21 protein-coding genes and 1 pseudogene are annotated in these 22,847 nt (G+C 69.6%); 13 read left to right on the forward strand and 9 right to left on the reverse strand.

Annotated elements, in window-relative coordinates; translation table 11 throughout:
- Positions 1–137 precede the first annotated feature (137 nt).
- Positions 138–1,034 carry a class I SAM-dependent methyltransferase gene (locus tag ACIQAC_RS30720; protein ID WP_402196656.1) on the forward strand — a complete coding sequence of 299 codons (897 nt, stop codon included), beginning with the start codon at positions 138–140 and terminating at the stop codon, positions 1,032–1,034.
- A 151-nt stretch (positions 1,035–1,185) separates the two neighbouring features.
- Here ACIQAC_RS30720 and ligA read toward each other — a convergent pair whose 3' ends face one another.
- Complete coding sequence (gene ligA, locus ACIQAC_RS30725) at positions 1,186–3,276, reverse strand: NAD-dependent DNA ligase LigA (protein WP_402196659.1); 2,091 nt, start codon at positions 3,274–3,276, stop codon at positions 1,186–1,188.
- Between the two features lie 268 nt (positions 3,277–3,544).
- On the opposite strand from ligA, the gene ACIQAC_RS30730 reads away from it, so the two are divergent.
- Positions 3,545–4,447, forward strand: a complete 903-nt coding sequence (locus ACIQAC_RS30730) for a hypothetical protein (protein ID WP_402196662.1) — start codon at positions 3,545–3,547, stop codon at positions 4,445–4,447.
- A gap of 110 nt (positions 4,448–4,557) precedes the next feature.
- On the opposite strand, the gene ACIQAC_RS30735 is transcribed toward ACIQAC_RS30730, so the two are convergent.
- From ACIQAC_RS30735 to ACIQAC_RS30760, 6 genes are all read right to left on the reverse strand, one after another.
- Positions 4,558–5,283 carry a chitinase gene (locus tag ACIQAC_RS30735; protein WP_402196664.1) on the reverse strand — a complete coding sequence of 242 codons (726 nt, stop codon included), beginning with the start codon at positions 5,281–5,283 and terminating at the stop codon, positions 4,558–4,560.
- Between the two features lie 143 nt (positions 5,284–5,426).
- Complete coding sequence (locus ACIQAC_RS30740; RefSeq protein WP_402196666.1) at positions 5,427–5,939, reverse strand: lytic polysaccharide monooxygenase auxiliary activity family 9 protein; 513 nt, start codon at positions 5,937–5,939, stop codon at positions 5,427–5,429.
- Positions 5,940–6,303: 364 nt separating this feature from the next.
- Positions 6,304–6,774, reverse strand: a complete 471-nt coding sequence (locus ACIQAC_RS30745) for a hypothetical protein (protein ID WP_402196669.1) — start codon at positions 6,772–6,774, stop codon at positions 6,304–6,306.
- Between the two features lie 95 nt (positions 6,775–6,869).
- Complete coding sequence (locus ACIQAC_RS30750; protein ID WP_402196671.1) at positions 6,870–7,763, reverse strand: hypothetical protein; 894 nt, start codon at positions 7,761–7,763, stop codon at positions 6,870–6,872.
- Between the two features lie 167 nt (positions 7,764–7,930).
- Complete coding sequence (locus ACIQAC_RS30755) at positions 7,931–8,587, reverse strand: response regulator (RefSeq protein ID WP_402196673.1); 657 nt, start codon at positions 8,585–8,587, stop codon at positions 7,931–7,933.
- A complete protein-coding gene (locus tag ACIQAC_RS30760; protein WP_402196675.1) occupies positions 8,584–10,917 on the reverse strand; it encodes a sensor histidine kinase in 2,334 nt (777 codons plus the stop codon). Before ACIQAC_RS30760 ends, ACIQAC_RS30755 begins: the two co-directional genes overlap by 4 nt.
- Positions 10,918–11,241: 324 nt before the next feature.
- Here ACIQAC_RS30760 and ACIQAC_RS30765 point away from each other — a divergent pair, with 324 nt between their 5' ends.
- The 7 genes from ACIQAC_RS30765 to ACIQAC_RS30795 all read left to right on the forward strand — a co-directional run bounded on the left by ACIQAC_RS30765 (position 11,242) and on the right by ACIQAC_RS30795 (position 15,647).
- Entirely contained in the window at positions 11,242–11,817 is a 576-nt protein-coding gene (locus ACIQAC_RS30765; RefSeq protein WP_402196678.1) for a hypothetical protein, read from the forward strand.
- 44 nt (positions 11,818–11,861) lie between these two features.
- The gene (locus ACIQAC_RS30770; protein ID WP_402196679.1) at positions 11,862–12,620 is read left to right on the forward strand and encodes a hypothetical protein; all 759 of its coding nucleotides are present in this window, start codon (positions 11,862–11,864) and stop codon (positions 12,618–12,620) included.
- Positions 12,621–12,717: 97 nt separating this feature from the next.
- On the forward strand, positions 12,718–13,398 hold the full coding sequence (locus ACIQAC_RS30775) for a hypothetical protein (RefSeq protein ID WP_402196680.1): 681 nt from the start codon (positions 12,718–12,720) through the stop codon (positions 13,396–13,398).
- A gap of 91 nt (positions 13,399–13,489) precedes the next feature.
- Positions 13,490–14,023, forward strand: a complete 534-nt coding sequence (locus tag ACIQAC_RS30780) for an AAA family ATPase (protein WP_402196760.1) — start codon at positions 13,490–13,492, stop codon at positions 14,021–14,023.
- Between the two features lie 56 nt (positions 14,024–14,079).
- On the forward strand, positions 14,080–14,421 hold the full coding sequence (locus tag ACIQAC_RS30785; RefSeq protein WP_402196682.1) for an ArsR/SmtB family transcription factor: 342 nt from the start codon (positions 14,080–14,082) through the stop codon (positions 14,419–14,421).
- A 3-nt stretch (positions 14,422–14,424) separates the two neighbouring features.
- A complete protein-coding gene (locus ACIQAC_RS30790) occupies positions 14,425–14,973 on the forward strand; it encodes an SRPBCC family protein (protein ID WP_402196685.1) in 549 nt (182 codons plus the stop codon).
- Positions 14,973–15,647, forward strand: coding sequence for a dihydrofolate reductase family protein (locus ACIQAC_RS30795; RefSeq protein ID WP_402196687.1), 675 nt, complete (start codon positions 14,973–14,975; stop codon positions 15,645–15,647). The genes ACIQAC_RS30790 and ACIQAC_RS30795 overlap by 1 nt, the downstream gene beginning before the upstream one ends.
- Positions 15,648–15,698: 51 nt before the next feature.
- Here ACIQAC_RS30795 and ACIQAC_RS30800 read toward each other — a convergent pair whose 3' ends face one another.
- Positions 15,699–16,667 (reverse strand): helix-turn-helix domain-containing protein, encoded by a 969-nt coding sequence (locus ACIQAC_RS30800; protein ID WP_402196690.1) that lies wholly within the window; start codon positions 16,665–16,667, stop codon positions 15,699–15,701.
- 488 nt (positions 16,668–17,155) lie between these two features.
- On the opposite strand from ACIQAC_RS30800, the gene ACIQAC_RS30805 reads away from it, so the two are divergent.
- The 4 genes and pseudogenes from ACIQAC_RS30805 (at position 17,156) to ACIQAC_RS30820 (ending at position 20,892) form a co-directional block, all read left to right on the forward strand.
- Positions 17,156–17,953 carry a GNAT family N-acetyltransferase gene (locus ACIQAC_RS30805; RefSeq protein WP_402196692.1) on the forward strand — a complete coding sequence of 266 codons (798 nt, stop codon included), beginning with the start codon at positions 17,156–17,158 and terminating at the stop codon, positions 17,951–17,953.
- 259 nt (positions 17,954–18,212) lie between these two features.
- Entirely contained in the window at positions 18,213–19,295 is a 1,083-nt protein-coding gene (locus tag ACIQAC_RS30810) for an LLM class flavin-dependent oxidoreductase (RefSeq protein ID WP_402196695.1), read from the forward strand.
- Positions 19,288–20,414 (forward strand): annotated as a pseudogene (locus ACIQAC_RS30815) (LLM class flavin-dependent oxidoreductase). The gene ACIQAC_RS30810 and the pseudogene ACIQAC_RS30815 overlap by 8 nt, the downstream one beginning before the upstream one ends.
- Positions 20,415–20,460: 46 nt before the next feature.
- Entirely contained in the window at positions 20,461–20,892 is a 432-nt protein-coding gene (locus ACIQAC_RS30820) for a protein-tyrosine phosphatase family protein (protein ID WP_402196698.1), read from the forward strand.
- 67 nt (positions 20,893–20,959) lie between these two features.
- Here the strand turns inward: ACIQAC_RS30820 and ACIQAC_RS30825 are convergent, their stop codons facing one another.
- Entirely contained in the window at positions 20,960–22,771 is a 1,812-nt protein-coding gene (locus ACIQAC_RS30825; protein ID WP_402196699.1) for an amidohydrolase, read from the reverse strand.
- Positions 22,772–22,847 lie beyond the last annotated feature (76 nt).

A 22,847-nucleotide genomic window follows, 5' to 3' on the forward strand; every position in this document is an offset into this window, starting at 1 on the left:
TAATGCGCATTAACGAGCAATCTGAGGGATGGGCCGCGTGAGGTCAAGACCTCGGACAGAACCGATGTGGCCGCGCGCCGCTGGACGTACGGTGGCTCCAGCATCGCTGTGATCCAGCCGCCGCAGGAGGCGAGGACGTGACCGAGGACCACCCCACCGCACCCCCGGCCGAACCCGGACAGCACCGGCCGGCCGCCGCCTCCGACGAGCAGACCCACAACTGGAACGGCGACGACGGCCGGCGCTGGGTACGGCACCGTGAGCGCTACGAGCGCATGCAGCGGCACTTCACCCCGCATCTGCTGCGAGCGGCCGCGGTCGGCGAGGCCGATCGTGTACTGGACATCGGCTGCGGCGCGGGCGCCGTCTCCCGGACCGTGGCCCGCAACGCCTCCCGAGGGCATGTCCTCGGGGTCGACGTGTCGGAGCCCCTCCTCGCCGAAGCGCGGCGGCTGGCGCGCGAAGAAGCCGTGGAGAACGTGGCGTTCGAGGAGGGGGACGCGCAGACGTACCCTTTTCCCGACGGCGCCTTCGACCTGGTGATCAGCCGCAACGGGGTGATGTTCTTCTCGGACCCGTCGACCGCCTTCGCGAACATCGCCGGTGCGGTGCGACCGGGTGGCCGACTGGTGTTCACGTGCTGGCAGCAGGCGGCGGCCAACGAGTGGCTTGTCACCCTGCGGACGGCCGTCGCTCCCTATGTCCGACTGCCGGACATGGACGCGCCGGGGAAGCCGGGGGCGTACTCGCTCGCCGACCCCGAGCGGGTACGGAAGCTGCTGACCGGCGCGGGCTTCACCGACATCGCTCTCGAACCGGTGACCGAGCCGATGCCGCTGGGCGACGACCCCGATGATGCCGTCGCCTTCATGGGTGGCCTGGGCATGCTCCGCGACCACTTCGAACGGACGACGGAGGAGAGCGCCCGACAGGCTCTGGCCGCGCTGCGCACCGCGTACACCCGCCACCAGGGCGCGGACGGCGTCGCCCTGGGCGCATCGGCCTGGGTGGTCACTGCCCGTGCCCCGGGATGAGTCGTCCCGGAAGCCGGGGGTGAGCCCGGCGGAGGAACTGTGCCCTCCGGGCAGAGACGGTGCCCCGGACAGGAATGGGGCCCCTGGACAGGGACGGGCTCCCGGGCAGGGACGGGTCTCCGCAGATGGACGGGCCCCGGACAGGGGAGGCTCAGGCGACGAAGTCGGCGACCAGGGCGGCGAATTCGTCGGGTGTCGCCAGCCGAACGCCCAGCGATTCGGCCTTGGTGCGCTTGGACCCGGCGCCGTCCCCGGCGACGACCAGGGTGGTCTTCTTGGAGACGCTGGAGGAGGAGCGGCCACCGGCCCGTTCGATGAGCTCGTTCATCTGGTTGCGGCTCAGTGTCTCCAGCGGACCGGTCATGGCACCGGTCACGACGACCGTCATCCCGGCCAGCGGCAGGTCTTCTGCACCCTCGGCATCCGCGTTGCCGTCTTCGGCGGCCTCGTCGTCCGGGCTGGGCGGGGTGGCTCCGGGCTCGGTCATGTTCACCCCGGCCGCGGCGAGTCTGTCGATGAGCGGGGCGAGTTCGGCGAGCTCGGCGACGATGGACGGCGCCTTCTCCGAGCCGATGCCCTCGACCCGCTGCATCGCCTCGACGTCCGCCGCCCGAATGAGGTCCATGGTGGCGAAGTACCGCGCGATACGACGGGACATGGAGCGGCCGGTGCCCCGGATCCCGAGCGCGCACAGCACCCGCGACAACGGCTGCCCCTTCGCCGCGCCGAGCGCGGTGAGCAGGTTGTCGGTACTGGTCTCACCCATCCGCTCCAGGCTCAGCAACTGGTCGCGGGTGAGCAGGAACAGGTCGGCCATGTCGGCGACCAGACCGGCCTCCACGAGCTGGACGACGCGGGTGTGGCCGAGGCCCTCGATGTCGAGCTGGTCCCGGCCCGCGGCATAGGAGAGGGCGGCCACCAGGTGGCAGTTGCGGCCGTTCTCACAGCGCCAGCGCTGCTCGCTCGTGTCGATGCCGGCACCGCAGCGCGGGCACACCTCGGGGAAGACGATCGGCCGCTCCTCGCCGGTGCGCAGGTGGGCGACGGGTCCCTGGATGCGGGGGATGACGTCACCGGCGCGATGGACCATGACCTGGTCGCCGAGGCGCAGGTCGCGGCGGGTGATGTCGGCCGGGTTGTGCAGGGTGGCGTAGGTGATGGTGGCCCCGTCGATCTCGACCGGCTCCAGCACACCACGAGGGGCGATGATGCCGGTGCGCCCGACGTTCCACTCCACCTCCAGCAGCCGGGTGATCTTCTCGACGGCCGGCAGCTTGTAGGCGATGGCCCAGCGTGGGGCACGGGTCCCCGCTCCGGCGGCCCGCTGGTCGGCGGCGAGGTCGGCCTTGATGACGATCCCGTCGATGCCGTACGGCAACTCGCCCCGCAGCGCGGAGATCTCCTGCACCCGGGCCAGCACCCGCTCGGCCGTCTCGGCGGTGATGGTGGGCACCGGCGTCGCGGCGGTGGTGTGCACGCCGTACGCGGCGACCTGGGCCATGAGGTCGCTGTGCGGCAGTTCGCGCAGGCGCTCGGCCAGCTCGGTCCCGGTGTCCGTGAGCGGCAGCATGCCGTACCCGAAGAACGTCATGGGCACGGTGTACGCGCGGTCCCTGGCCCGGAGACTGCCCGCCGCGGCGCTGCGCGGATTGGAGAACGGCTGTCCGCCGTGCGCGGTACGCACCTCGTTGGCGTGCTCGAACTGGGCAGTGGTCATGAGGACTTCGCCGCGGACCTCCACCGTGACCGGCTCCGCCAGCTCCAGAGGCAGGCCCTCGACCGTGCCGATGGCGTGCGAGACGTCCTCGCCGGCCGTCCCGTCGCCCCGTGTGATCAGCTGTCTCAGTCGGCCCCGGGTGTACCGGGCGGCCACCGCGAGACCGTCCAGCTTCGGCTCGACACTGAACCGCTGCGCCTCATGGCCGATCCGCCGGGCGAGCGAGGCCGTCCATGCCGTGAACTCCTCCGGCGAGAACACGTTGTCCAGGCTCAGCATGGGGATCGTGTGCGGGACGTCGCCCTCCACGGCACCGCCGGCCACCTTCCCGGTCGGCGAGTCCGGCAGCACCTCGTCGGGGTGCTCGGCCTCCCATGCCGCGATGCCGCGCACCAGCCGGTCGTAGGAATCGTCGTCGAGCGCGGACGTGCCGCCGTCGTAGTAGGCGCCCGCGGCCTTCAGGGCTTCCTCGACCGCCTGTGCGTAGGCGGCGCTGTCCGTGATCTGTGCAGCTGGTGTCGTCATAAGAGACATCCTGCCTGCCACCACTGACAATGCCCTGGCTGCTGCCGTCAGGGGCCGGCGTGGGCACGGGAGTGAGGCCGACGCGCCGCCTTCGACGACGGCCGGGGCGTCTATACGCTGTTCGGGCAGCGACCCACATGATGGGGGACAACTGGTTGTGGGTATCGGTGTGACGGTGACCGGCCACCGTCCCGTTACGTATCCAGTGTGGTGCCCGCGGCGATCCCGCGGGCCCGCGATCGTCGACAGACAGGAATGGATCTACTCGATGATGAGATCTAGGACCGCGACGCGACTCCCGCTCGACCGTCCGGCCCGCTCGCTCTCCAGACGCGGGCGCACGCTGGGTGTGGCGCTGGCCCTCGGTGCGTTACTCGCGTCGAGCGGGGCAATAGCCCTCGCCACGCCGGCAGTTGCCGCGGTGGGCACCGTCAAGTGCCCGTCCACGGACTGCGTACGGATCGCTCCCGCGGCCGGCTCGCCGGTCGCCATCGCCCCCGACAACGCCGGTGCCGTGTACCTGGCGTACTCGGGCGGCGATCTGCTCAAGCTTGACCTGGCCACCGGGGCGCTCGACCCGGTCACCACCGGTCTGGGCAACCTCCGCGGAGCGGTCGTCGCCGACGACAGCGCGTACATCACCAGCTTCGACGGCACACTCCAGCAGGTCACCCTCGCCACGGGTGCCCGCCGTACCCTGGCCGCCGGACTGCCCGCGCTCTTCGGTGTGGCCCGCTTCGGCAACACCACCTATGCCACCAGCATCGACCGGCAGATCATCGCCGTCCCGGACGGCGGGACCGCACGTGTGGTGGCCACCGGTACCGGCTTCTCCCAGGGCATCGCGTTCGACAAGGCGGGACTCGCCTACACCGCCGACATGATGACCGGCCGCATTCTCCAGACGAACCTCGCCACCGGCACCACACGCGTGCTGGCCAGTCAGACCTACGAGCCCACGTCGATCTCGGTGGGCGGCGACGGCCTGGTCTACTTCCAGGTCGGCGACGAGGTGAAGCGGGTGAACGCCACCACTGGAGTGCAGTCCCATGTGACCAACATCGTCGGGATCAACTCCTTCGGCTTCACACTGACGGCGTCCGGGGACGCGTACACCACCGGCAGCGGCAGCGACGGCCTGTGGCGGATCAACGGCCTGACGTCGCGATGAGGTGACTCGCCGGGCGACCACGTGACCGCCCCATGCCCAGTACTTCGTCGCGGGCATGGGGCGGTCGGTCCGACGGACACCGTGTCTCCGTCAGGCTGGTCTGCGCGGGGTCAGCAGCTCAGGTTGGCGCCCGGGTCCACACCCAGGATCCCGGTGAACTGCCGGTACTTGTCTATGCGGCTCTGCACCTGCGCCGGATTGCCGCCGTTGCACTCGATGCTTCCGTTGATGCTCCGGATGGTCTCGCCGAACCCGGCGCCGTTGACCATGGCGTTGTGCGGGGTCATGCTGCCCGGTCCGCTCTGCGTGTTCCAGTACCAGAGCCCGGTCTTCCAGGCCACCGCCGCGTCGTTCTGCACCAGGTCGGGGTTGTTGAGCAGGTTGATGCCCAGGGCGTCGCCCGCCGCCTTGTAGTTGAAGTTCCAGCTCAGCTGGATCGGGCCACGGCCGTAGTACTTGTCGTTGCCCGCGGGGCAGCCGTACGGCTGGGTGGTGTCGCAGTAGTGGGGGTAGTTGGCGGTGTTCTGCTCCACGACGTGGACGAGGCCGCCGGTCTCGTGGCTCACGTTCGCGAGGAACGCCGCGGCCTCCTGCTTCTGGACCGTCTCGCTGCCGGTGGTGGTGAAGCCCGGGTAGGCGCTCAGCGCGGCGGTCAGACCGCTGTACGTGTAGAACGAGTTCCGGCTCGGGAACATCTGGTTGAACTGGCTCTCACTGACGCGGAAATCGGCCGCGGCGGTCGTTGGTTCGGCCTGCGCCGGAACGGCGAGGGTGGCGAAGGAGAGCAGGGCCGCTGAACCGGTCGCGGTCAGCAGTCCGAGCGTACGTCGACGCATTGGGGGTCACTCCATGGATCGGGCGCGAAAGAGCGCGTGCTTCCCCTCGAAGGGGAGTGGGGGGATCGCCTTTTGTCGGCGCGGCCATGCGGGTAGGGGCGCCAGTGGGGGGCGTCCCTACCCGGAGGCAGTGAACTGCTGTGTCAGCCGCCGACGTTGACGTCGATGCAGGCGTAGAAGGCGTTCGCGGTGTTGGCGACGTTCCACACGGCGAGCACCTTCTGCTGGCCCCTGAGGCCGCCGAAGTTCACCTGGTGGGTGACGGTCGAGCCGGGCTGGGCGCCGTTGTCGTTGAACTCGGCGATCCGCTGCCCGCCCACGAAGTACTGCCAGGTGCTGGTGGCGTGACTGGCCGTCAGCGTCCACTGGAACTGGGTGCTGCTGCTCACCGGAGTGACCCGCCAGCCCTTGCCGTCGTCGTCCAGCTCGGCGAAGCGGGAGTTGCCGCCGCTGCAACTCGTCAGCCCCTTCGGGCCTTCGACGCTCTGCGGCTCGTACCTGATGTCGCCACAGCTGACCGTCCCGGCAGCGCACTGAGCCTGCCTGCTGGGCGGGTTGGAGATGTAGCCGTGTGCGCTCGCGGACGCCGCGGGCAGGCTCACGGCGAGCACCGGAGCGATGGCGGCGCCGACGAGTACGGCTGTCTTCTTCCTCATGGATTGTCTCTCCTTCACTGCATGTCTTCCCGCGGATGTACCGGGTTGTGGGGAACCCGGTACGCGGGTCGGCTTCTCGTGGGTGGGGCCAGGAGTGCGAAGGTCGGCAGCATGAGCCCGCTGTGCAGACGCAACGATGTGCGCCTGCCCAGACGGGCTTTGCTACTTGGACTAGACCATACCCACGAGGGTGGTCGCGTCAAGGGTGTGACGCGATGTGGCAGTTGGGAGAGCGGCTCGTCCCCGACGGGTGACGAGCCGTCACGGAACGTACGCAGTGGTGAACCCTGCGGGTCGAGATGGCGATCGTGAAGTCGCTGCTCGGAGCTGAATTCGCTGCTTGGAGCGACGGGTCGGGGAACCGTCAGGTGGCGAGGGCGCTGCACGCGGTCCGGTCGACCCAGATGTGGGCGCTGATGCTGTTGTTGGCGCTGCCGTAGACCGAGTCCTTCATGAAGTAGTCGTCGCTCAGGTTCGAGGCGAAGCCCTCGGCACGGGTCAGGCAGATGTGGGGGTTGAAGGTGGAGCCGGTGTTCGGGCTCGCGAAGAACTTCACCTCCTGGTGGTTTCCCTTGTTGAGCACCGAGGAGGCCTTGTTGGTGTCGGACCCCTGGAAGCTGCTCGCGGAGTCGCTCCAGTCCTGGTCGTTGCCGAACGCGCGGCCGAGTTGTCCCACACAGTTGGCGCCGTCGTAGGCGTACATGTAGCCGGCGACGGCGCTCTCGAAGTTGTCCGCACACGTGGCGGCCGCGGCGGCGGAGGCGCTGGGGACGGGACCGGCGAGACCGGCGCCGATGAACACGGCTCCGACAGCCAGGGCGGACAGTTTGCGCATGGTGAACTCCTTGGTGGATGTGATTGCGGTGATCGGCGGAAAGCGGAATGCATGCGGATCCGCCGTGAGTGAAGTACGTGGGGCTCGTCGAGGCGTCAGGAAAGGACGTCTCCGGCCTGGTCCAGGGCGTGCAGGCGCATCCTGCGGTACTCGGCCCTCTCCTTCTCGTACCGTTTCAGTACCTTCTCCCGGTACTCGGTCTCGAGGGTGCGCATGATGCTGGCCGCGGAGGTTTTCCTGGCGCAGGTCGCGTCGAGGACCGCCAGTTTCCTGTCGAACTCGTGGGCCTCGGCGGAAGGCATTCCCTCCGTGACCTTCGCGCGGTGCCGGCGGAGTTGCTCAGGGTTGTCGAAAGCGCGACCGGCTTCTTCCATGCACTGCGCCCACTTCGCGAGGGGCTTGGTGAGGCGGACGTCCTCCATGAGGTCCCGGCCGTACAGCGGCAGGGCGCCCTCGACGGTCTTGCGGACGACGAACCAGGCCTCGGAGTCCCCGTAGAGCCGTGCACGTGCCTCGTTGGCACAACCCCCGCGCGGGGCGTCGACCGTGCCCGTTCCGCCGGGCAGTTCGGTGCTCATCCGGTCCCGGTAGTCGCCGTCCAGGGCCCTGCTGTAGTCGGCGCGCTCTTCCGGAGAAAGCCTGTTCTGGTAGACGGTGGTCGGGTCGGTTCTACGGATCTCCTCGCCCCGCTCGGCGAATACACGGCCGTAGCCGTACTTCTCCGCCCATTCCACGTTGTCGGTGATGTAGCGGCCGGCCTTGCGTTCGTCTATGCCGGAGATCGGCGACTCCCAGTAGGGATGGCCCTTTTCCTCCATGCATTCCTTGACGAGCCGCTCCTCGGCGCGCTCTGTTTCGATCTCCTCCTGGACGGTGAGATCCCGGACCTGAGCGTCCGAAACCGTCCGCTGTTCCGCCTCGGCACCGCAACCGGTCACACCACACACCACCGCGGCCATGGCAGCGGCGAAGAGGGTCTTCTTCCTCACGAACGTGTCACCTTCCCGGAGATCGCCTGAAGACCGTAGGCCGGGCGTGGTGACGGATCTTTGTCAGCCGTGCAAGGAGCTTTGTCAGCCGTGCGCAGTGATCGGTGGGACCGTTCCACGGCGGTGGAAGTGACGTGTACGGTCGGCCGAGGGACGGCGTGAGCCCCTCAGAGGTCGTCCACGTCCACGAGCCCGTCCTGGATGGCGCGGGCGACCAGGCTTGCCTTGGTCCGCGCGGGTCGGCCGACGTTCGCGTACTTGATGCGCACCCGGTCCAGATACGAGTTGACCGTGCGTACGGAGATCCCCAGCCGCTGCGCGACCAGCTCCTTCGACTCCGACTGGAACCACTCGATGAGTACGTTCTCCTCGCCGGCGGAGAGCCGGGGACGGTCGGCGCGGACGTTCGTACCCAGCGCGCCGGCCAGCGCGGGCGGCATGTACGGCCGCTCGTCCGCCGCCGCCAGTGTCGCCGCGACCAGGTGGTCCTGGCCCTCGCTCTTGGTCAGAAAGGTCGCGGCTCCCAGGTCCAGGCAGGTGAGCGCGGTCTTCTCGTCGTCCCGCATCGAGTACACGACCACCTGCCGCCCGGCATCGACAAGTCTTCGCAGACTGCTGAACGCGGGCCCGCCCTCGCCCAGTTGCAGATCGAGAAGGACCACATCGGCCGTACTGCCCGGCGGAGTCCAGGCCTCCCGCACCGAGCTGCCGGACGCGACCACGGTGATGGGCCGCGGGGACGCGGCGTACCACATCTGCACCCCCGCGAGAATGGCGGGGTGATCGTCGACGACGGCCACGCTGACCGGTGCGCTGCTACTCATGCCCGGTCAACTTCCGAGACCGCCGAATCGCTCCAACTGGCCTCCACCCACACACTTCCGCCGCGCGCGGTTCTCACCACGGACACCTTCGCGTCAGCGTCACGGTGCTGAGACGGGGCAGTCTCTCCCGTTTCGCGGCCATCCGCACGGTCCTCGCCGACCACGCTCACACGGACCGTGCGGGGCGTCCACACGACGGTCACCCGCGCGCTGGAGCGGGTACGGCCCAGAACCACCGCCACCGGGTCGATCAGCTGCCTGCGTATCTCCAGCGGCACATCACCCGGCTGACCTCTGACGGCCAGGCCCACCGTCACCCCCTGGTGCTCGGCCACCTCGACGCACGCGCGCAACTCGTTCAGCAGCGGGTCGGAGACGGCGTCGCTCTCCGCGAACAGGCGCCGCATACGGGCGGCTTCCACACCGCACCGCAGCCTGACCTCCTCGTCGTCGGGGCTCAGCGCACCGTGGCCGAGACCCGCCAGAAGCGGCACGGTCGTCGCCGTCAGAGCGCGGTAGCGATCCTTGTGATCACGCTGCATGTCCTCGTGGATACGTTCCCGGGTCCGCAGCTCCTCCTCCCTCGCGGCCGCGGTCCCCGCCGCCGGCGCCGTGCCGTGCAGCAGCCGTGTCAGCAGGACGCCGGCGGAGAGCTGGAAGCCGCAGATGGAGACCGCGGAGATGCCCATCGTGGCCGACTCCACGGCGGTCGGCGCACCCGACAGCAGCACAGCAGTCGAGTTGAACCCGAGATGTGCTCCGAGGAACGCCGCGTACGCCCTGATCCGCAGGTCCGCCAGCAGGAACAGAGCGTGCCAGCCGACCAGTCCGAACACCCAGTCCTCCGCCCCCGTCAACAGCTCCGGCGGGAGCGTGAACGCACCTGTCGCCGAGACGGCCAGCACCGCGCCCAGGCTCCACCCGCGCACCTGCGACGGGATCTGTCTGCCGCGCAGCAGATGGGCGGCGCTGACCGCCGCGACGACGGCGAGACAGACGAAGGCCGCCGTCTGTGCCCACGCGGGGCGATACACGTCCTGGTAGCCCGTGAGGGGGTGCAGCGAGAGGGTGAACTGCGACAGCAGACTGATCAGCAGCACCGTCAGCTGGGCCCCGTACAGGAGTTGCCTGCGGATGAGACGGACCACGGCCGCATGCGCCTGCGTACGGCGCGGGCCCGGTCCGTCCGTCGTCTGCGCTCCGTCCGCCGCCGGTGACGTCGTGGCCCGGTCGTGCCAGCGCCACCGCACACGGGTCCCGGTACCCGGATGCGAGTCGACCGTGGCGGTGCCTCCGACGGCGTGCATCCTGCCGACGATGGAGCCCTCGATGCCCCGCCGGCGGGCGGGCACGGACGTCGGGTCGAACCCCCGTCCCGCGTCGGACAGTTCGACGACCGCGCCGCCCCGCTCCGTCCACGCCCTGAGCTCCGCCTCCCGCACCCCGGCATGGCGTGCCACATTGGTGACGGCCTCCCGGACCCCGTTGAAAATCGCGAGCCCCGCGCCGGACGGAATCGCGAGCGGACCGTCGATATGTGTCGTGAGCCGCACCCTCGCCCGTCCCGCACCCTCGGGCACACAGCCGAGAAGCGCCGCGAGGTCAACGCTCCCCGTCTCGAATCCGGGTACGGCGGACAGTGCCTCCAGATCCTGTCTGGCCCGCGGAGGCAGCCACGACCAGTCCCGGCCGTCGCCCTGGGAGACCATCAGCAGCGTCGCGCTCGCCGTGTCGTGCAGGGTCGCCAGGTACTCGCGCTCGGCCGCCCTCCGCGCGGCGGCGACCTCGGCCTCCCGGCGCGATTCCGCCCGTACCGCGGCCGACCGGTCCGCCGCCCCGGCCCGCGCCCGGACGATGAGGAAAGCGGCCCTCGACAGGCCGGCCAGGAAGAGCAGGCGCACCAGAGGGATCAGCTCCGGACCGTGTCCGGGAGAGGAGAGAACATCGCCGAGCGCGTAGGCGACCACCCCCAGCACGGCCAGGGCGGCCCCGGGCAGAGGGCGAGTCGCCCACTCGTGCTGGAAGGTGATGACGCTGATGCTGACGATCGCCTCCACCATCACATCCGCGGCCTCGCCGCCGATCACCGGCTGGGACAGCCCCGTCAACACCACCACACCCGCGTCCAACGTCCACAGCACGGCGAGTGGGAACAGGCGCGGGCGGCGCAGGGCGTAGAGGCGCACACCACAGGCGAGGAGCGCGGGCACCAGCAGAGCCAGTGCCAGGGGGATGTCCGCCGTGTCCGCCGCGACGATGCCCAGCGCGCCGCACAGGCAGAGCACGGTGGTCCGGAGCCACACCCCGTACCGCTCAAGGGTCAGGATCACCAGGCGCTCACTGGACCCGGGGCCGTCCACCGGCCGAGCGGCATGGTTCCCGATCCGCTCGTGTCCCCCGTGCCGCATGGAAGTCAAGGGTAATTGACCCAAGAACCGGATTGGGCACGTCTTCGCGCCGTTCCTCGTGTCCTTGTGGGGCGAACGACCGGCACACTCGGCGGCCGGGCCGGGCTACTGTCCCCCTCGTACGGGGCTGACACCGGCCGCCTCTCCGACGGGGGCGCGAGGAACACGCGAGAGGCGGCCGGGGTCAAGCAGTGCGGCCGTGGACTTACAGGTCAGGGACAACGAACCGGGGGAAAGACTACTTCCGTGCACGACTACGACAACCCCGCCTGGGGGCCACTACCGGTCCGCCCGGCCGCACTGCGCTGGCTGCTCCTTCTCCCGCTCACGCTGGTGTTCCTGCCGCTGTGGTGGGTGATATGGCTCCTGCTCGCCGCCTTCTTCTACTTCGTGGCGACGGTGACCCAGCTGATCATCTACGTGCTGCCCCGCGCGGAGGGCGGAGCGGTACGGATGCTGGACGCCACACTGGGCCAGGTACCGTTCCTCCCGCTCTGGTGCATGACCCCGGTGGCTCTCGTGCGTGAGGGCGACACGGCCTACTACCGGGCGCGCGTGGACCGGCGCGTCGAGAAGCAGACCCGGCGAGTGGAGACCTCTCGCTACGATCGCGAATACCAGCGCGACCTGGACCTCGGGGCCCACTACTTCCGGGGGTGGGCGCCGGTCACGTCCTGCGCGTCGCCTCTGAGCTGGGCTGGAACCTGCATCCGGTGCTGCGCTCGCACCCCCGGCGTCGGCTCCGGCTGCGCCACAACGGTCGGCCACGGCAGAGCTGACAGGTCCCGGCGCGCGCATCCGCTTTCAAGGAGACGACACTGAGAAGAAGCGCCCCGCGGTGGCCGGTACTGATCATCGCGTTCGTAATGAGCCTGCCGACCTTGAGCGGCTGCGCCATCGACAAGGGCACGGCACTCGCGGCGGGTTTCGAGGAGGACTGGGCCGGTACGCCGGACGTGACCCAAGTCGACACCACCAAGAACAACACCCTGCCCTTCGCGGGCACGTCGACCGGCACGCTGACCCTCAAGGACGGTACTCCGGCCAACCGTGTGACCGAACTGGTCGGCGAGATGCGGGAGTACGTCACCCGCCACGACAAGATCACCGGTCGGATCACGGCGGACGGCGTCACCTTCACCGTTGTCGCGGACAAGGCGCGTACCGGGGAGGTCCTCACGCTGTGGCGGTCACTGACGGCCGACGACCGGGTGGTGGCCGCCGACATCAACGACGCACGTTCGAAAAAGGCAACAGACCGCTGGCGTATCGACGTCACCGCGGTCGATGCCACCGGCGCGCTGGCGGTGTTCAAGGACATGTACGCCGAGGGCGACCGGCACCGGCCACTCTCGGGCGTGATGGTCCTGCGGGTCACAGGGGGGCTCTTCGTGGAGACCGACTTCAACGACGCCTTCCCCACCGAGGCGATCGCCGCGTACGAGGCGGTGCTGGCCCAGTACCCGGTCGCCCGCGCCTCACTGCGACGCGATGCCCTCCACGGGTCGGCGGTGGACATCGTCGTGGCGGAGGGCGCGGATCAGAACCACGCCGGCGAACTCGCCAGAAGCGCGGCACCGAACCTCGGTACCGCCGTCAAGGTCACCAGCGCCGGCACCGACTGAACACCGTCGGGCGGTCTCAACCGGCGCGGAAGATATGACAGTTGTGGGGCAGGTGTCACTGGCGTCGTGCCTGCCCGAGTACGAAGGAGTATGCCGGGTGAGCAATGTACTGACCATGAAGGTCTCCCGGGCGAGAGTCCATGGCGGTGCGAAGGAGCCGGTCAAGGACTGGGTCGCCTTCTCCGAAGGATCAGGACCGGTCCGGGCGGTCGCGTACGTCGAGCGGGAGCTGCCTCCGGGCGGCATTCCCGCGTACCTCGCGGCGCGCGGCAGTGGCGCCCGTTCCTTCGTCCTGTGGGCCGACGACAACCGCCGGGAGCGGGTGGCCACCCTGGTGACCCTGTCGGCCGCCGGCGGTGTCGCGACGTTTCAGGTACTCGGCGCGCACGGCGAGCCCATCGGCACGCTCGTACGGGAGAAGGCGCTCCGTGGCAGGGGGCTGCGTACCCGCTGGACCGTGACGCAGCCCGGCGGCCTCGATGCCGTGGGCTTCAAGGGCCGGATCGTCTGGTGGTGCCTGTGGTGGCTGTCGTTGCCCTTGCAGGTGCTGATCCTCGTCTTCACCGTTCTTGACAGTTCCCCCGGAAACGAGGGCGGTGTCGCGCGAGGCCCCCGGCGCATCAGGTGGCGCGCGGGTGGCGAGGTCCCGATGGAGTTCAGATCCCGCGGCAGCAAGCTGCATGTGCACGCGCCGGGCCTGGACTGGCGACTCGCGGCAGCCCTGGTCGTACTGCTACGCACGTTCGCCGCCGGGCCGTGGGACGCCAGGAAACAGTGACCGATCACCCGGTCCACTTGGATCCGCGTCTCGCCGGGGGCTGAGGACACCCGCCACGGCTGCGCCCGCCGTCGGTAGCGTACGGCTCGTGATGGTGGGCAACAGGGAAACCCGGCTGGTCGTCCTACGCGGCAACAGCGCCTCCGGCAAGTCCTCGGTAGCGGCCGGGCTCCGCGAGGAGTTCGGCCGTGGTCTCGCCCTGGTCGGACAGGACAACCTCCGCCGTACCGTGCTCCGCGAGCGGGACCGGCCGGGAGCGGCGAACATCGGCCTGGTCGATCTGACAGCCCGCTACGCACTCGACGCCGGCTACCACGTCGTGATCGAAGGCATCCTCTACGCCGACCACTACGGCGCGGTGCTCACGCGGCTGCGCGCCGACCACCGTGGTCCGACACACGGCTACTACCTGGACGTGCCGTTCGAGGAAACCCTCCTCCGGCACGCCACCAAGCCGATCGCCGAGGACGTCGACGAGACCCGACTGCGCGAGTGGTACCGGCCGCGCGACCTCCTGCCCGACGGCAGCGAGACCGTCATCGACGCCGGCAGCGCCCTGCACGAGACGGTCGACCGCATCATGTGCGACACGGGCCTGGCCCACGTGCCCGCGCAGGACCGTTGAGACGGCGGATCCTCACGCTCCTTGACGCATGCCTATATGGGAATATGATGGCCGGCATGGCACGAGCAGCGACGACCTCGGACGCGTTCAACGCGATCGCCGAGCCACAGCGCCGGGACATCCTGGCGCTGCTGCGGGCGGGTGAGCGGCCGGTGACCGACCTGGCCCAGGAGCTGGGGATGAGCCAGCCGCAGGCGTCCAAGCATCTGCGGGTGCTCCGGGAAGTGGGTCTGGTGCAGGTCCGCGAGGCGGGCAAACAGCGCCTCTACGGCCTGGACGCGCGCGGGCTGCGGCCGATCCATGAGTGGGTCGGCGGATTCGAGCGGTTCTGGAACGAGAGCTTCGACCGGCTGGACACCTACGTGCAGGACCTCAAGCAGACACAGCAGGAGGAATGAGCGATGACAGGCGCAAGGTGGGAACCGCGGGTGGAGCCGGAGCTGGAGCCGGAGCCGCTGACGGACACGGACACGGACGCAGACACGGCCGACCGGGAGATCGTGATCTCGCGACGCATCGACGCCCCGCGGGAGCTGGTGTTCGAGGCGTTCACCGAGGTCCGGCATCTGTCGCGATGGTGGGGTCCGGAGGGGTTCAGCACCACTACGCGGTCCTTCGAGTTCCGCGAGGGCGGGGAGTGGGACTTCGTACTGCACGGCCCGGACGGGACCGACTACTCCGAGTGGATCCGCTGGGTGCGGATCGCCCCGCCGGAGCTGATCACGCTGCTGCACGGTGAGTCCCGCGACGACCCGAACGCCTTCGAGTCGGTCCTGACCTTCGAGCCGGACGGCGCGGCGACCCGGATCGTGATGCGCACGGTGTTCCCCACCAGGGAACTGCGCGACCAGGCGGTCGAGAAGTACCACGCCATCGAGGGCGGCAGGCAGACACTGAGCAACCTGGCGGCCTACGTCACCGGCCTCGCGCGCGAGGAGGCGCAGGACTGATGGCCGGGAAGGTGTTCTTCAGCGTGACGATGTCGCTGGACGGCTTCATCGCACCCGAACCCGTCCCCGTCGAGGACGGACTCCTCACCCCCGCCAGACAGGACGATCCGGACGTCCGGCGCTGGACGGCGCAGTGGGCGGCGCTACAGCAGTGGCAGTTCCCGCTGCGGTTCACCCGGGAGAACCTGAAGCTGGGTGAGGGCGGCGAGGAGGGTCGGGACGACGACATCGCGCGGGAGACGTTCGAGCGCACCGGCGCGAGCGTCATGGGCAAACGTATGTTTGACCTCGGCGAGCAGGCATGGCCGCAGGAGGCGCCCTTCCACACTCCGGTCTTCGTCGTGACGCACACCAAGCGCGACCCGTGGGAGCGGCCCGGCGGCACCACGTTCCACTTCGTCAACGACGGCATCGAGCACGCCCTCGACCTGGCCCGCGATGCCGCCGCCGGCCGAGACGTCCGCATCGCGGGCGGCGGTACGACGATCCTGGAGCACCTGAACGCCGGCCTGGTCGACGAGTTCTCGATCACGCTGGCCCCGGTGCTTCTCGGCGCGGGCACCCGCCTGTTCGCCGGCGTGGACGCGTCCAGGATCACGCTGGAGCCGATCCGCTCGGAGCCGTCGTCACGGGTGACACACCTGACCTTCGCGGTGCGCCTCACCGGGGCATGAGCCGCCCAGGCTCGCGGGCCTTCTCACGCGGGCCCGGCCGCCCGGCGGGCATTACGCGGAGGTGCGGGGCCGGTTCTGGTCGCGCCAGGCCCTGGGGGAGATTCCGTAGGCCTGTTTGAACACCTTGCTGAAGTGGGTCGCGTCGACGAAGCCCCAACTGCGGCCTATCGCCGCGACGGTCCGCAGCCGGCCTCTCGGGCCGGCCAGCTCTCGTCTGCATTCGGCCAGGCGGCGGGTGCGGATCCAGTCTCCGAGGCTGATGCCCGACCGGGACAGCACGGTGTAGAGATGGCGTACGGAGATGTCGTGCGCGGCGGCTATCCGTGCCGCGGACAGATCGTGATCAGCCAGATGCTCACGTATGTACTGAGTGATCCGCAGGCTGAGTGTGGCTTCCAGCGGGGCTTTGGCCAGGCGGGAGTTGCCGTGCTGGGTCGTCAGGACGGCCCGCAGGAGTTCGACGCTTGGTGCCACCACGGCGTCCGCGTGCACACCCTCGTGCAACTCGTCGCTGACGGCGAGTTGGGAGAAGTAGGTGAAGGCGAGGCGCGCGACGGGGTTGTCGGCTCCCATGGCGACCGCGGTGGTGTCCCGCAGGAGCTGGTCGGGGAGCGCGAGTGCGGCGCGGGGGAAACGGATGAAGCGGTAGTCGACTCCCTCGTCGTAGAGAAGCGTGTAGGGAGCGATCGATTCGTGGACGGCCAAGTCACCCGGCCCCAGCAGGCATTCGCGACCGTTCTGCACCACCACACTGCTGCCCGTCATCTGCACACCGAGGGTGACGGCCGGCTCTTCGTCCTCCCGGGCCAGCCGCTCCGTGCGACGTAGCGTGACCGCGGTCGCCTGCGCCGAACAGATCCTGATGGGCCCCACCGAGCCGAGCCCTATACGAACGGAGATGTCCTCCGCCGCGGGGCGGTGGTCGATGTCGACGGCCACCATGGACTGCCACACCGCGTTCCGGATCACTTCCTCCCGGTCCCGCGGCCGTATGTACGTGGTATCCAGGACCGGGCTCATCACGCGGACCTTCGTCCACGCCGGTCACAGAGCCGGCCCCGCAGTACCGCGACCCGTTCCCCCACAAGATCCCCCTCGGACGGTTCCCGACAGCATGGACGGTAGCCCGGCCCGGCCGCCGAGTGTGCCGGTCGTTCGCCCCACAAGGAACGCCGGCCACACGGTCGAGGCCCGCTCGCCCGACGCGGCGGCGCCGAGCCGAAGCCGGACGCGACCGACACAGTTCCCTGCACGGACGACAAAGTCCGACGCCCGCAGTACTCCTACGGTGAAGGCGCCGGAGTGAGGCCGGAGACGGAGAGTCACACGCGTGCCGTTCACACACAGGCCGCAGGTCCTGCCCGGACCTCTCGTGTCCCGGCCTCACCCCGCGCCGGCCGTCACGGCGGACGGGATTTCATGCATCTGCAATGATTAATCGCTCAACTGCCTGCTAGACATGGTGGGGTGAACCCTCAGCACCGCCTGTTCAGTGAAGGCGTTCTGTGATGCCGAACGTCGCTCCCATGCCGTCCTCGTTCGTCTCGGACTGTGCCTCCCCGGTCCGTCCGACCGGTGTCGCGTGTGGCGAAACCCCGCCCGACCCGAGTACGCACCTGCTGGACAACGCGGTCTGGGCCGCGCTGGCCGGACCGCACGCTCACATCGCGGAACGGGTGGGTCTGGCCGCCCGCTATCCGGCCGACGTCTATGCGTTCGCCGCCCTCGCCGACCCGGCGGATCCCGCCGCGTGGACCGACCTGCGCACGCTGGTTGAGTCCGGAAGTACCGTGAAGCTCAAGGGTGTTGAACGCGTCCCCGCCGGCTGGGAGGTCGTCGGCGGCGGCGAGGGTGTCCAACTGGTCGACACCGGGGTGCGGGCCGAGCATGCTCCGGAGGCGGTGCCGCTCGGGCCCGACGACGTGCCGGAGATTCTGGACCTCGTCGCCCGCACCAGACCGGGACCCTTCCTCAGGCGGACCGTCGAACTCGGCACATATCTCGGCATCCGTGACGAGGGCCGGCTCATCGCCATGGCCGGTGAGCGGCTGAGACTGCCCGGCTGGACGGAGATCAGCGCCGTCTGCACCGACCCGGCACACCGCGGCCGCGGACTGGCCGGCCGACTGGTACGCGCCGTCGCCGCGGGCATCCGCGAACGCGGGGACACCCCACTCCTGCACGCCTCCGCAACCAACACACAGGCGATCCGGCTGTACGAGTCGATCGGCTTCACCTTGCGACGCCGGACGAGGATCCTCCAGGTGCGCGCGCCAGGAGCGGACCACGGAGCAGCGGCGCTGTGAGGCGCGACCGGATGCGCACCATGGCGCGAGGGGCGGCGGCGCGGCACATCGGACACCTCCCTGAGCGCGGGCCGGCGATCTCATACAGTCGAACAGGAAGGCACCCCGTCGTGGCCTCAGTACCTCCTGCCTGGTCCGCTTCACCGCAGCCGCAGCCGCAGCCGCAGCCGCAGCCGCAGCCGCAGCCGCAGCCGCAGCCCCAGCGGCCCTCGCAACTCGCCGAGGCGCCTGCCGACGCGCGGGGTGAGCGGGTGGCCTCGTGAAGTTCCTCGCCATCACCCTGATCGTGCACCGCCCGGACCCGATCACGGGTGTGCAGAAGTCAACCCATGCCCGCTTCCGCGAGGTCCTCGAAAACGCCCTGCTCGCTGAGGAGCTGGGCTTCGACGGCTTCGGTGTGGGGGAGCGGCACGAGCGCCCGTTCATCTCCTCCGCGCCGACCGTCGTCCTCAGTCATGTCGCGGCACTGACCCGACGCATCCGGCTCTTCACGGCCGTGACCACCCTCAGCCTTCTGGACCCGGTGCGTGCCTACGAGGACTACGCGACCCTCGACCATCTCTCGGGCGGACGCCTGGACCTGATCATCGGCAAGGGCAACGGAACCGCCCAGCGCGAGCTGTTCCATGTCACCCCCGAGGACCAGTGGGACCGCAACGCCGAGAGCTACGAGGTGTTCCGGCAGATCTGGCGGCAGGACAAGGTGAGCGCCAAGACCAGGTTCCGGCCGGAACTGAGTGACGCCGAGGTGTGGCCGAGGCCGTACCAGCGGCCCGTCCGCGTCTGGCACGGCAGTGCCACCAGCAAGGAGTCGGTGGACCTGGCCGCCCGCTACGGCGACCCGCTGTTCTCGGCGAACGTCACCCATCCCATCGAGCCGTACGCCGAGTTGATCCGCCACTACCGCGAACGCTGGGAGCACTACCGCCATGATCCGGCGGACATCGCGATCGGTGCCGGCACGGCCGGACTGCTCGTGACGCCCACCTCCCAGGAGGCGCTCAAGGTGTACCGGCCGATCTTCGAGGCGACGCTCGCGTTCCAGCGGCAGTTCGGCCTGCCGGTCGTCTTCGAGACCTTGGAGGACTTCGTCGAGCGCAGCTCCGCCCTGATCGGCAGCCCGCAGCAGATCGTAGAGAAGGTGCACCGGTACCACGAGCAGTTCGGGCACAGCGTGCTGCATCTGCACGCGGACGCGAGCGGGTTGACGGATGCTCAGCATCGCGACTCGCTCACGCTCTTCCAGTCCGAGGTCGCCCCTGTACTGCGTCGCGAGATCCCGGCCCCGCCCTTCGCCTGGGCGCCGGTGCTGCCTGCCGACGAGGAGCCCGCCCGTGTCTGACATCCCCCTCGGCGTCCTCGATCTGGTGCCGATACCGTCCGGTTCGACGGCCGCCGACGCCCTGCGCAACTCCATCCATCTGGCACAGCAGGCCGAGCGCTTCGGATACGCCCGCTACTGGTTCGCCGAGCACCATCTGAACCCAGGCGTCGCGGGTACGTCCCCCGCGGTCGTCCTCGCGCTGACCGCTTCCGCCACCTCCACCATCCGGCTCGGTTCCGGCGCCGTGCAGCTCGGCCACCGCACGGCGCTGAGCACGGTCGAGGAGTTCGGCCTGATCGACGCCCTGCATCCCGGCCGCTTCGACCTGGGCCTGGGCCGCTCGGGTGGCCGCCTGCCGGTACAACCGGCGGCGACACCTCCCGGTGCCACCCCCGTCGTGGACGGCAGGGCCCCGAACGGCCTCCTGATCCCACCCCCTTCTCCTTCGCCCGTCTCCTCGGCTCACCCCGGATCGCCCTGCAACGCAGACTGCTCCTGCTGCCCGGTGCCGAGTCACAGGACTACGCCGAGCAGGTCGACGACATCCTCGCTCTGCTGGCCGGCACCTACCGCTCCGCTGACGGCGTCGAGGCACATGTCGTGCCGGGCGAGGGCGCCGACGTCGAGGTGTGGATCCTCGGCACCAGCGGCGGCCAGAGTGCCGAGGTCGCGGGCGCGCGGGGCCTGCGGTTCGCCGCGAACTACCACGTCAGTCCCGGCACGGTCCTGGAGGCGGTGGACGGCTACCGGGCCTTCTTCCAGCCCTCCGACATTCTCGACAAGCCCTACGTCAGCGTCTCGGCGGACGTGGTCGTCGCGGAGGACGACGAGACGGCCCGTGAACTCGCCACCGGCTACGCGGCCTGGGTCCGCAGCATCCGGACCGCCGAGGGTGCCATCGAGTTCCCGACACCGGAACAGGCCAGGGCACTTGAGTGGACGGACGAGGACACGGAGCTGGTGAGGGACCGCCTGGACACGCAGTTCGTCGGCTCACCGGGCCGGGTGGCCGACCGCCTGGCGCAGCTCCAGGAGGCCACCGGCGCGGACGAGTTGCTCATCACCACCATCACCCACGACCACGCCGAGCGGGTCAGGTCCTACGAACTGCTGGCGCGGGAGTGGAGCCGCAGGTGACCGCGAGTCCCGGTGTGAGGGATCGGTGACGGCATAGGCTGCTCACATGAGTGAGAAGTGGAGTCCGACGGACGGGATCATGGAGTTGCCTTCGGGTGTACTCGTGCGTGGCCGGGGTCTGCGACACCCTCTGCCGTCAGGGCCGTTGCCGTCGTTCGGGGTCTACTTGCTGGGGAAGCAGCCGCCGGCGACCGAGTGGGAGTCCCGTTGGCTCCGGTGGCCCGACTTCCGCCTCCCCAAGGACCGCCCGCAGGCGCGGGATGCCCTGCGGGAGGCGTTGGCCCGTGCCGGGGACGAACGAGTAGAGGTCGCGTGCGGAGGCGGGCGAGGGCGGACCGGAACTGCCTTGGCCTGTATGGCCGTTCTCGATGGCCTCCCGCCGGACCAGGCCGTGGAGTTCGTACGCCGCCACTACCATCACCGAGCCGTGGAGACCCCCTGGCAGCGGCGCTTCGTACTGAACTTCGGTGACGCATAGCGGAGATGGCGCGGCAGGGCATTCCCTCGCCGGGCCGGCCCCGGACCCGGCTCTGATCGGTCCGGGCTCAGAGCCGGTTGGCGCCGGTCAGCAGGGGTGAGTAGGACGGCTGCACGGCCGGTAGCGGGGGAGCGAGTGCGCTGAACTCCGCCGCGCCGTGCACGATGCGTCCGTCCACGACGGTGAGGACGGACTCGATGCCGGGGATGCGGGTGTCCGGCACCGTGAGGTAGTCCTCCGTGAGGACGGCGAGGTCGGCGAGGGCTCCGGGGGCCAGGGTCCCCTTGTGACCGCTTTCGCCGGAGAGCGCCGCACTGCCCCGGGTGAGGAGTCGAAGTGCCTCCAGACGGTCCAGTGTGTTGTCGGCGTGGTAGATGCGGGTGCCGCCCAGCGTGCGGCCGGTGGTGATCCAGTACAGGGCGGTCCAGACGTTGTCGCTGGCCACGCGTGTCGCGTCGGTGCCGAGGCCGACAGGAATCCCGCTGCGCAGCAGACGGCGGACGGGAGGTGTGTGGGCGGTCGCGCGGGCGCCGTAGCGCTGCCGGAAGGTCTCGCCCTGGAACGCCATACGGTGCTGGATCGCCGCCTTTCCACCCAGGCCCGCGATCCGGTCGATCGTCCTGTCGGTGATGGTCTCGGCGTGGTCGATGATGAAGCCGGTGCGGGGCCCGCCGGGTCCGTGGACCTGCTCGATGACGTCCAGGAGGCGGGTGGCGGACTCGTCGTAGGTCGCGTGCAGCCGGAAGGGCCATTCGTGCTCGGCGAACAGCGCGAGGATGTCACGGAGTTGGGCGTCCATGGTGGACGGCAGTGTCGGCCTCGGCTCCTCGAAGTCCTCGAAGTCGACCGCGGAGAACAGCACCACTTCGCCCGCGCCGCCGAGGCGCAGGAAGTCGTCGCCGCCGGGTTTGGCGGTCGTCACGAACTGCCGGAAGTCCTGTAGCTCGTTGCCCCGGGTGCGGGGGAACACGTGGTAGTTGATGCGGACGGTGAGTTCGTCCTGCGCGTGCAGACGGTTGACGACGCTGTAGTGGTCGGGGAAGAGGGTTCCACCACCTGCCGCGTCCGTGATGCTGGTGACGCCCCGCACGTTGAGGTGCCGCATGTAGAGCCTGGTCGACAGGAGTTGGGTCTCCGGGTCCAGCACGGGCAGCTTGGCGAGCGTGCTGTTCAGCAACAGGGGATCGGGCTTGGCCACGAGCAGCCCGGTGGGGTTGCCCGCAGCGTCCCACTCGATCTGGCTTCCGGGTGGGACCGGGGTGTCACGGGTGATGCCGAGGAGCCGTACGGCGGTCTGGTTCAGCAGCGCACGGTCGTACAAATGCAGCATCAGGAGAGGCTTGTCGGGGACGGCGGCGTTGAGTTCGGCGAGCGTCGGCAGGCGCTTCTCGTGGAACTGCCATTTGGTGAAGCCGCCGATGACGCGGATCCACTGCGGCGCGGGGGTACGGTCGGCCTGGAACTTGATGAGCCGCAGCGCGTCGGCCACCGAGGTGACTCCGGTGAGGGACAACTCGCTCGTGTAGACGAGGCCTTCACGGATCAGGTGGGTGTGGGAGTCGTTGAGGCCGGGGATCACGCGTCGGCCGTGGAGATCGATCACCCGCGTGTCGCGTCCGGCGAACCGGCGTACCGAAGTGTCGCCGCCCACCGCGATGACGCGGCCGTCGCGCACCGCGAGTCCGGTCGCCGAGGGCTTGCTCCGGTCGAGCGTGGTGACGCGGCCGTTGACGAGGACGAGGTCCGCGTCCCGCGGTGCTGCCGCCGCGGACGTCGGCACGGTGAGGCCGGCCGCCAGGGCCGACACACCCGCGCCGCCCAGCGCCGCCAGCGCTCCTCGCCGGGACATGTGCTGCTCGGTAGTGGTTTCCTCAGTCATCTCACGACCTTGTCGCCGAAGGGTTGACTGACGATACCTGTATCTAGATACATGATGTCAATCCCTTGACGTGTAT

Origin of the sequence: Streptomyces sp. NPDC088387 (assembly GCF_044753385.1) — a bacterium.
Lineage (GTDB): Bacteria > Actinomycetota > Actinomycetes > Streptomycetales > Streptomycetaceae > Streptomyces.

What these genes read in the sequence shown, in the direction of transcription:
- ACIQAC_RS30805 (WP_402196692.1), top strand. Translation starts at nt 17,156, where the DNA reads ATGCCGAACGTCGCTCCCATGCCGTCCTCGTTCGTCTCGGACTGTGCC.
- ACIQAC_RS30825 (WP_402196699.1), bottom strand. Translation starts at nt 22,771, where the DNA reads ATGACTGAGGAAACCACTACCGAGCAGCACATGTCCCGGCGAGGAGCG.
- ACIQAC_RS30790 (WP_402196685.1), top strand. Translation starts at nt 14,425, where the DNA reads ATGACAGGCGCAAGGTGGGAACCGCGGGTGGAGCCGGAGCTGGAGCCG.
- ACIQAC_RS30730 (WP_402196662.1), top strand. Translation starts at nt 3,545, where the DNA reads ATGATGAGATCTAGGACCGCGACGCGACTCCCGCTCGACCGTCCGGCC.
- ACIQAC_RS30820 (WP_402196698.1), top strand. Translation starts at nt 20,461, where the DNA reads ATGAGTGAGAAGTGGAGTCCGACGGACGGGATCATGGAGTTGCCTTCG.
- ACIQAC_RS30755 (WP_402196673.1), bottom strand. Translation starts at nt 8,587, where the DNA reads ATGAGTAGCAGCGCACCGGTCAGCGTGGCCGTCGTCGACGATCACCCC.
- ACIQAC_RS30795 (WP_402196687.1), top strand. Translation starts at nt 14,973, where the DNA reads ATGGCCGGGAAGGTGTTCTTCAGCGTGACGATGTCGCTGGACGGCTTC.
- ligA (WP_402196659.1), bottom strand. Translation starts at nt 3,276, where the DNA reads ATGACGACACCAGCTGCACAGATCACGGACAGCGCCGCCTACGCACAG.
- ACIQAC_RS30800 (WP_402196690.1), bottom strand. Translation starts at nt 16,667, where the DNA reads ATGAGCCCGGTCCTGGATACCACGTACATACGGCCGCGGGACCGGGAG.
- ACIQAC_RS30740 (WP_402196666.1), bottom strand. Translation starts at nt 5,939, where the DNA reads ATGAGGAAGAAGACAGCCGTACTCGTCGGCGCCGCCATCGCTCCGGTG.
- ACIQAC_RS30770 (WP_402196679.1), top strand. Translation starts at nt 11,862, where the DNA reads ATGAGCCTGCCGACCTTGAGCGGCTGCGCCATCGACAAGGGCACGGCA.
- ACIQAC_RS30745 (WP_402196669.1), bottom strand. Translation starts at nt 6,774, where the DNA reads ATGCGCAAACTGTCCGCCCTGGCTGTCGGAGCCGTGTTCATCGGCGCC.
- ACIQAC_RS30785 (WP_402196682.1), top strand. Translation starts at nt 14,080, where the DNA reads ATGGCACGAGCAGCGACGACCTCGGACGCGTTCAACGCGATCGCCGAG.
- ACIQAC_RS30735 (WP_402196664.1), bottom strand. Translation starts at nt 5,283, where the DNA reads ATGCGTCGACGTACGCTCGGACTGCTGACCGCGACCGGTTCAGCGGCC.
- ACIQAC_RS30780 (WP_402196760.1), top strand. Translation starts at nt 13,490, where the DNA reads ATGGTGGGCAACAGGGAAACCCGGCTGGTCGTCCTACGCGGCAACAGC.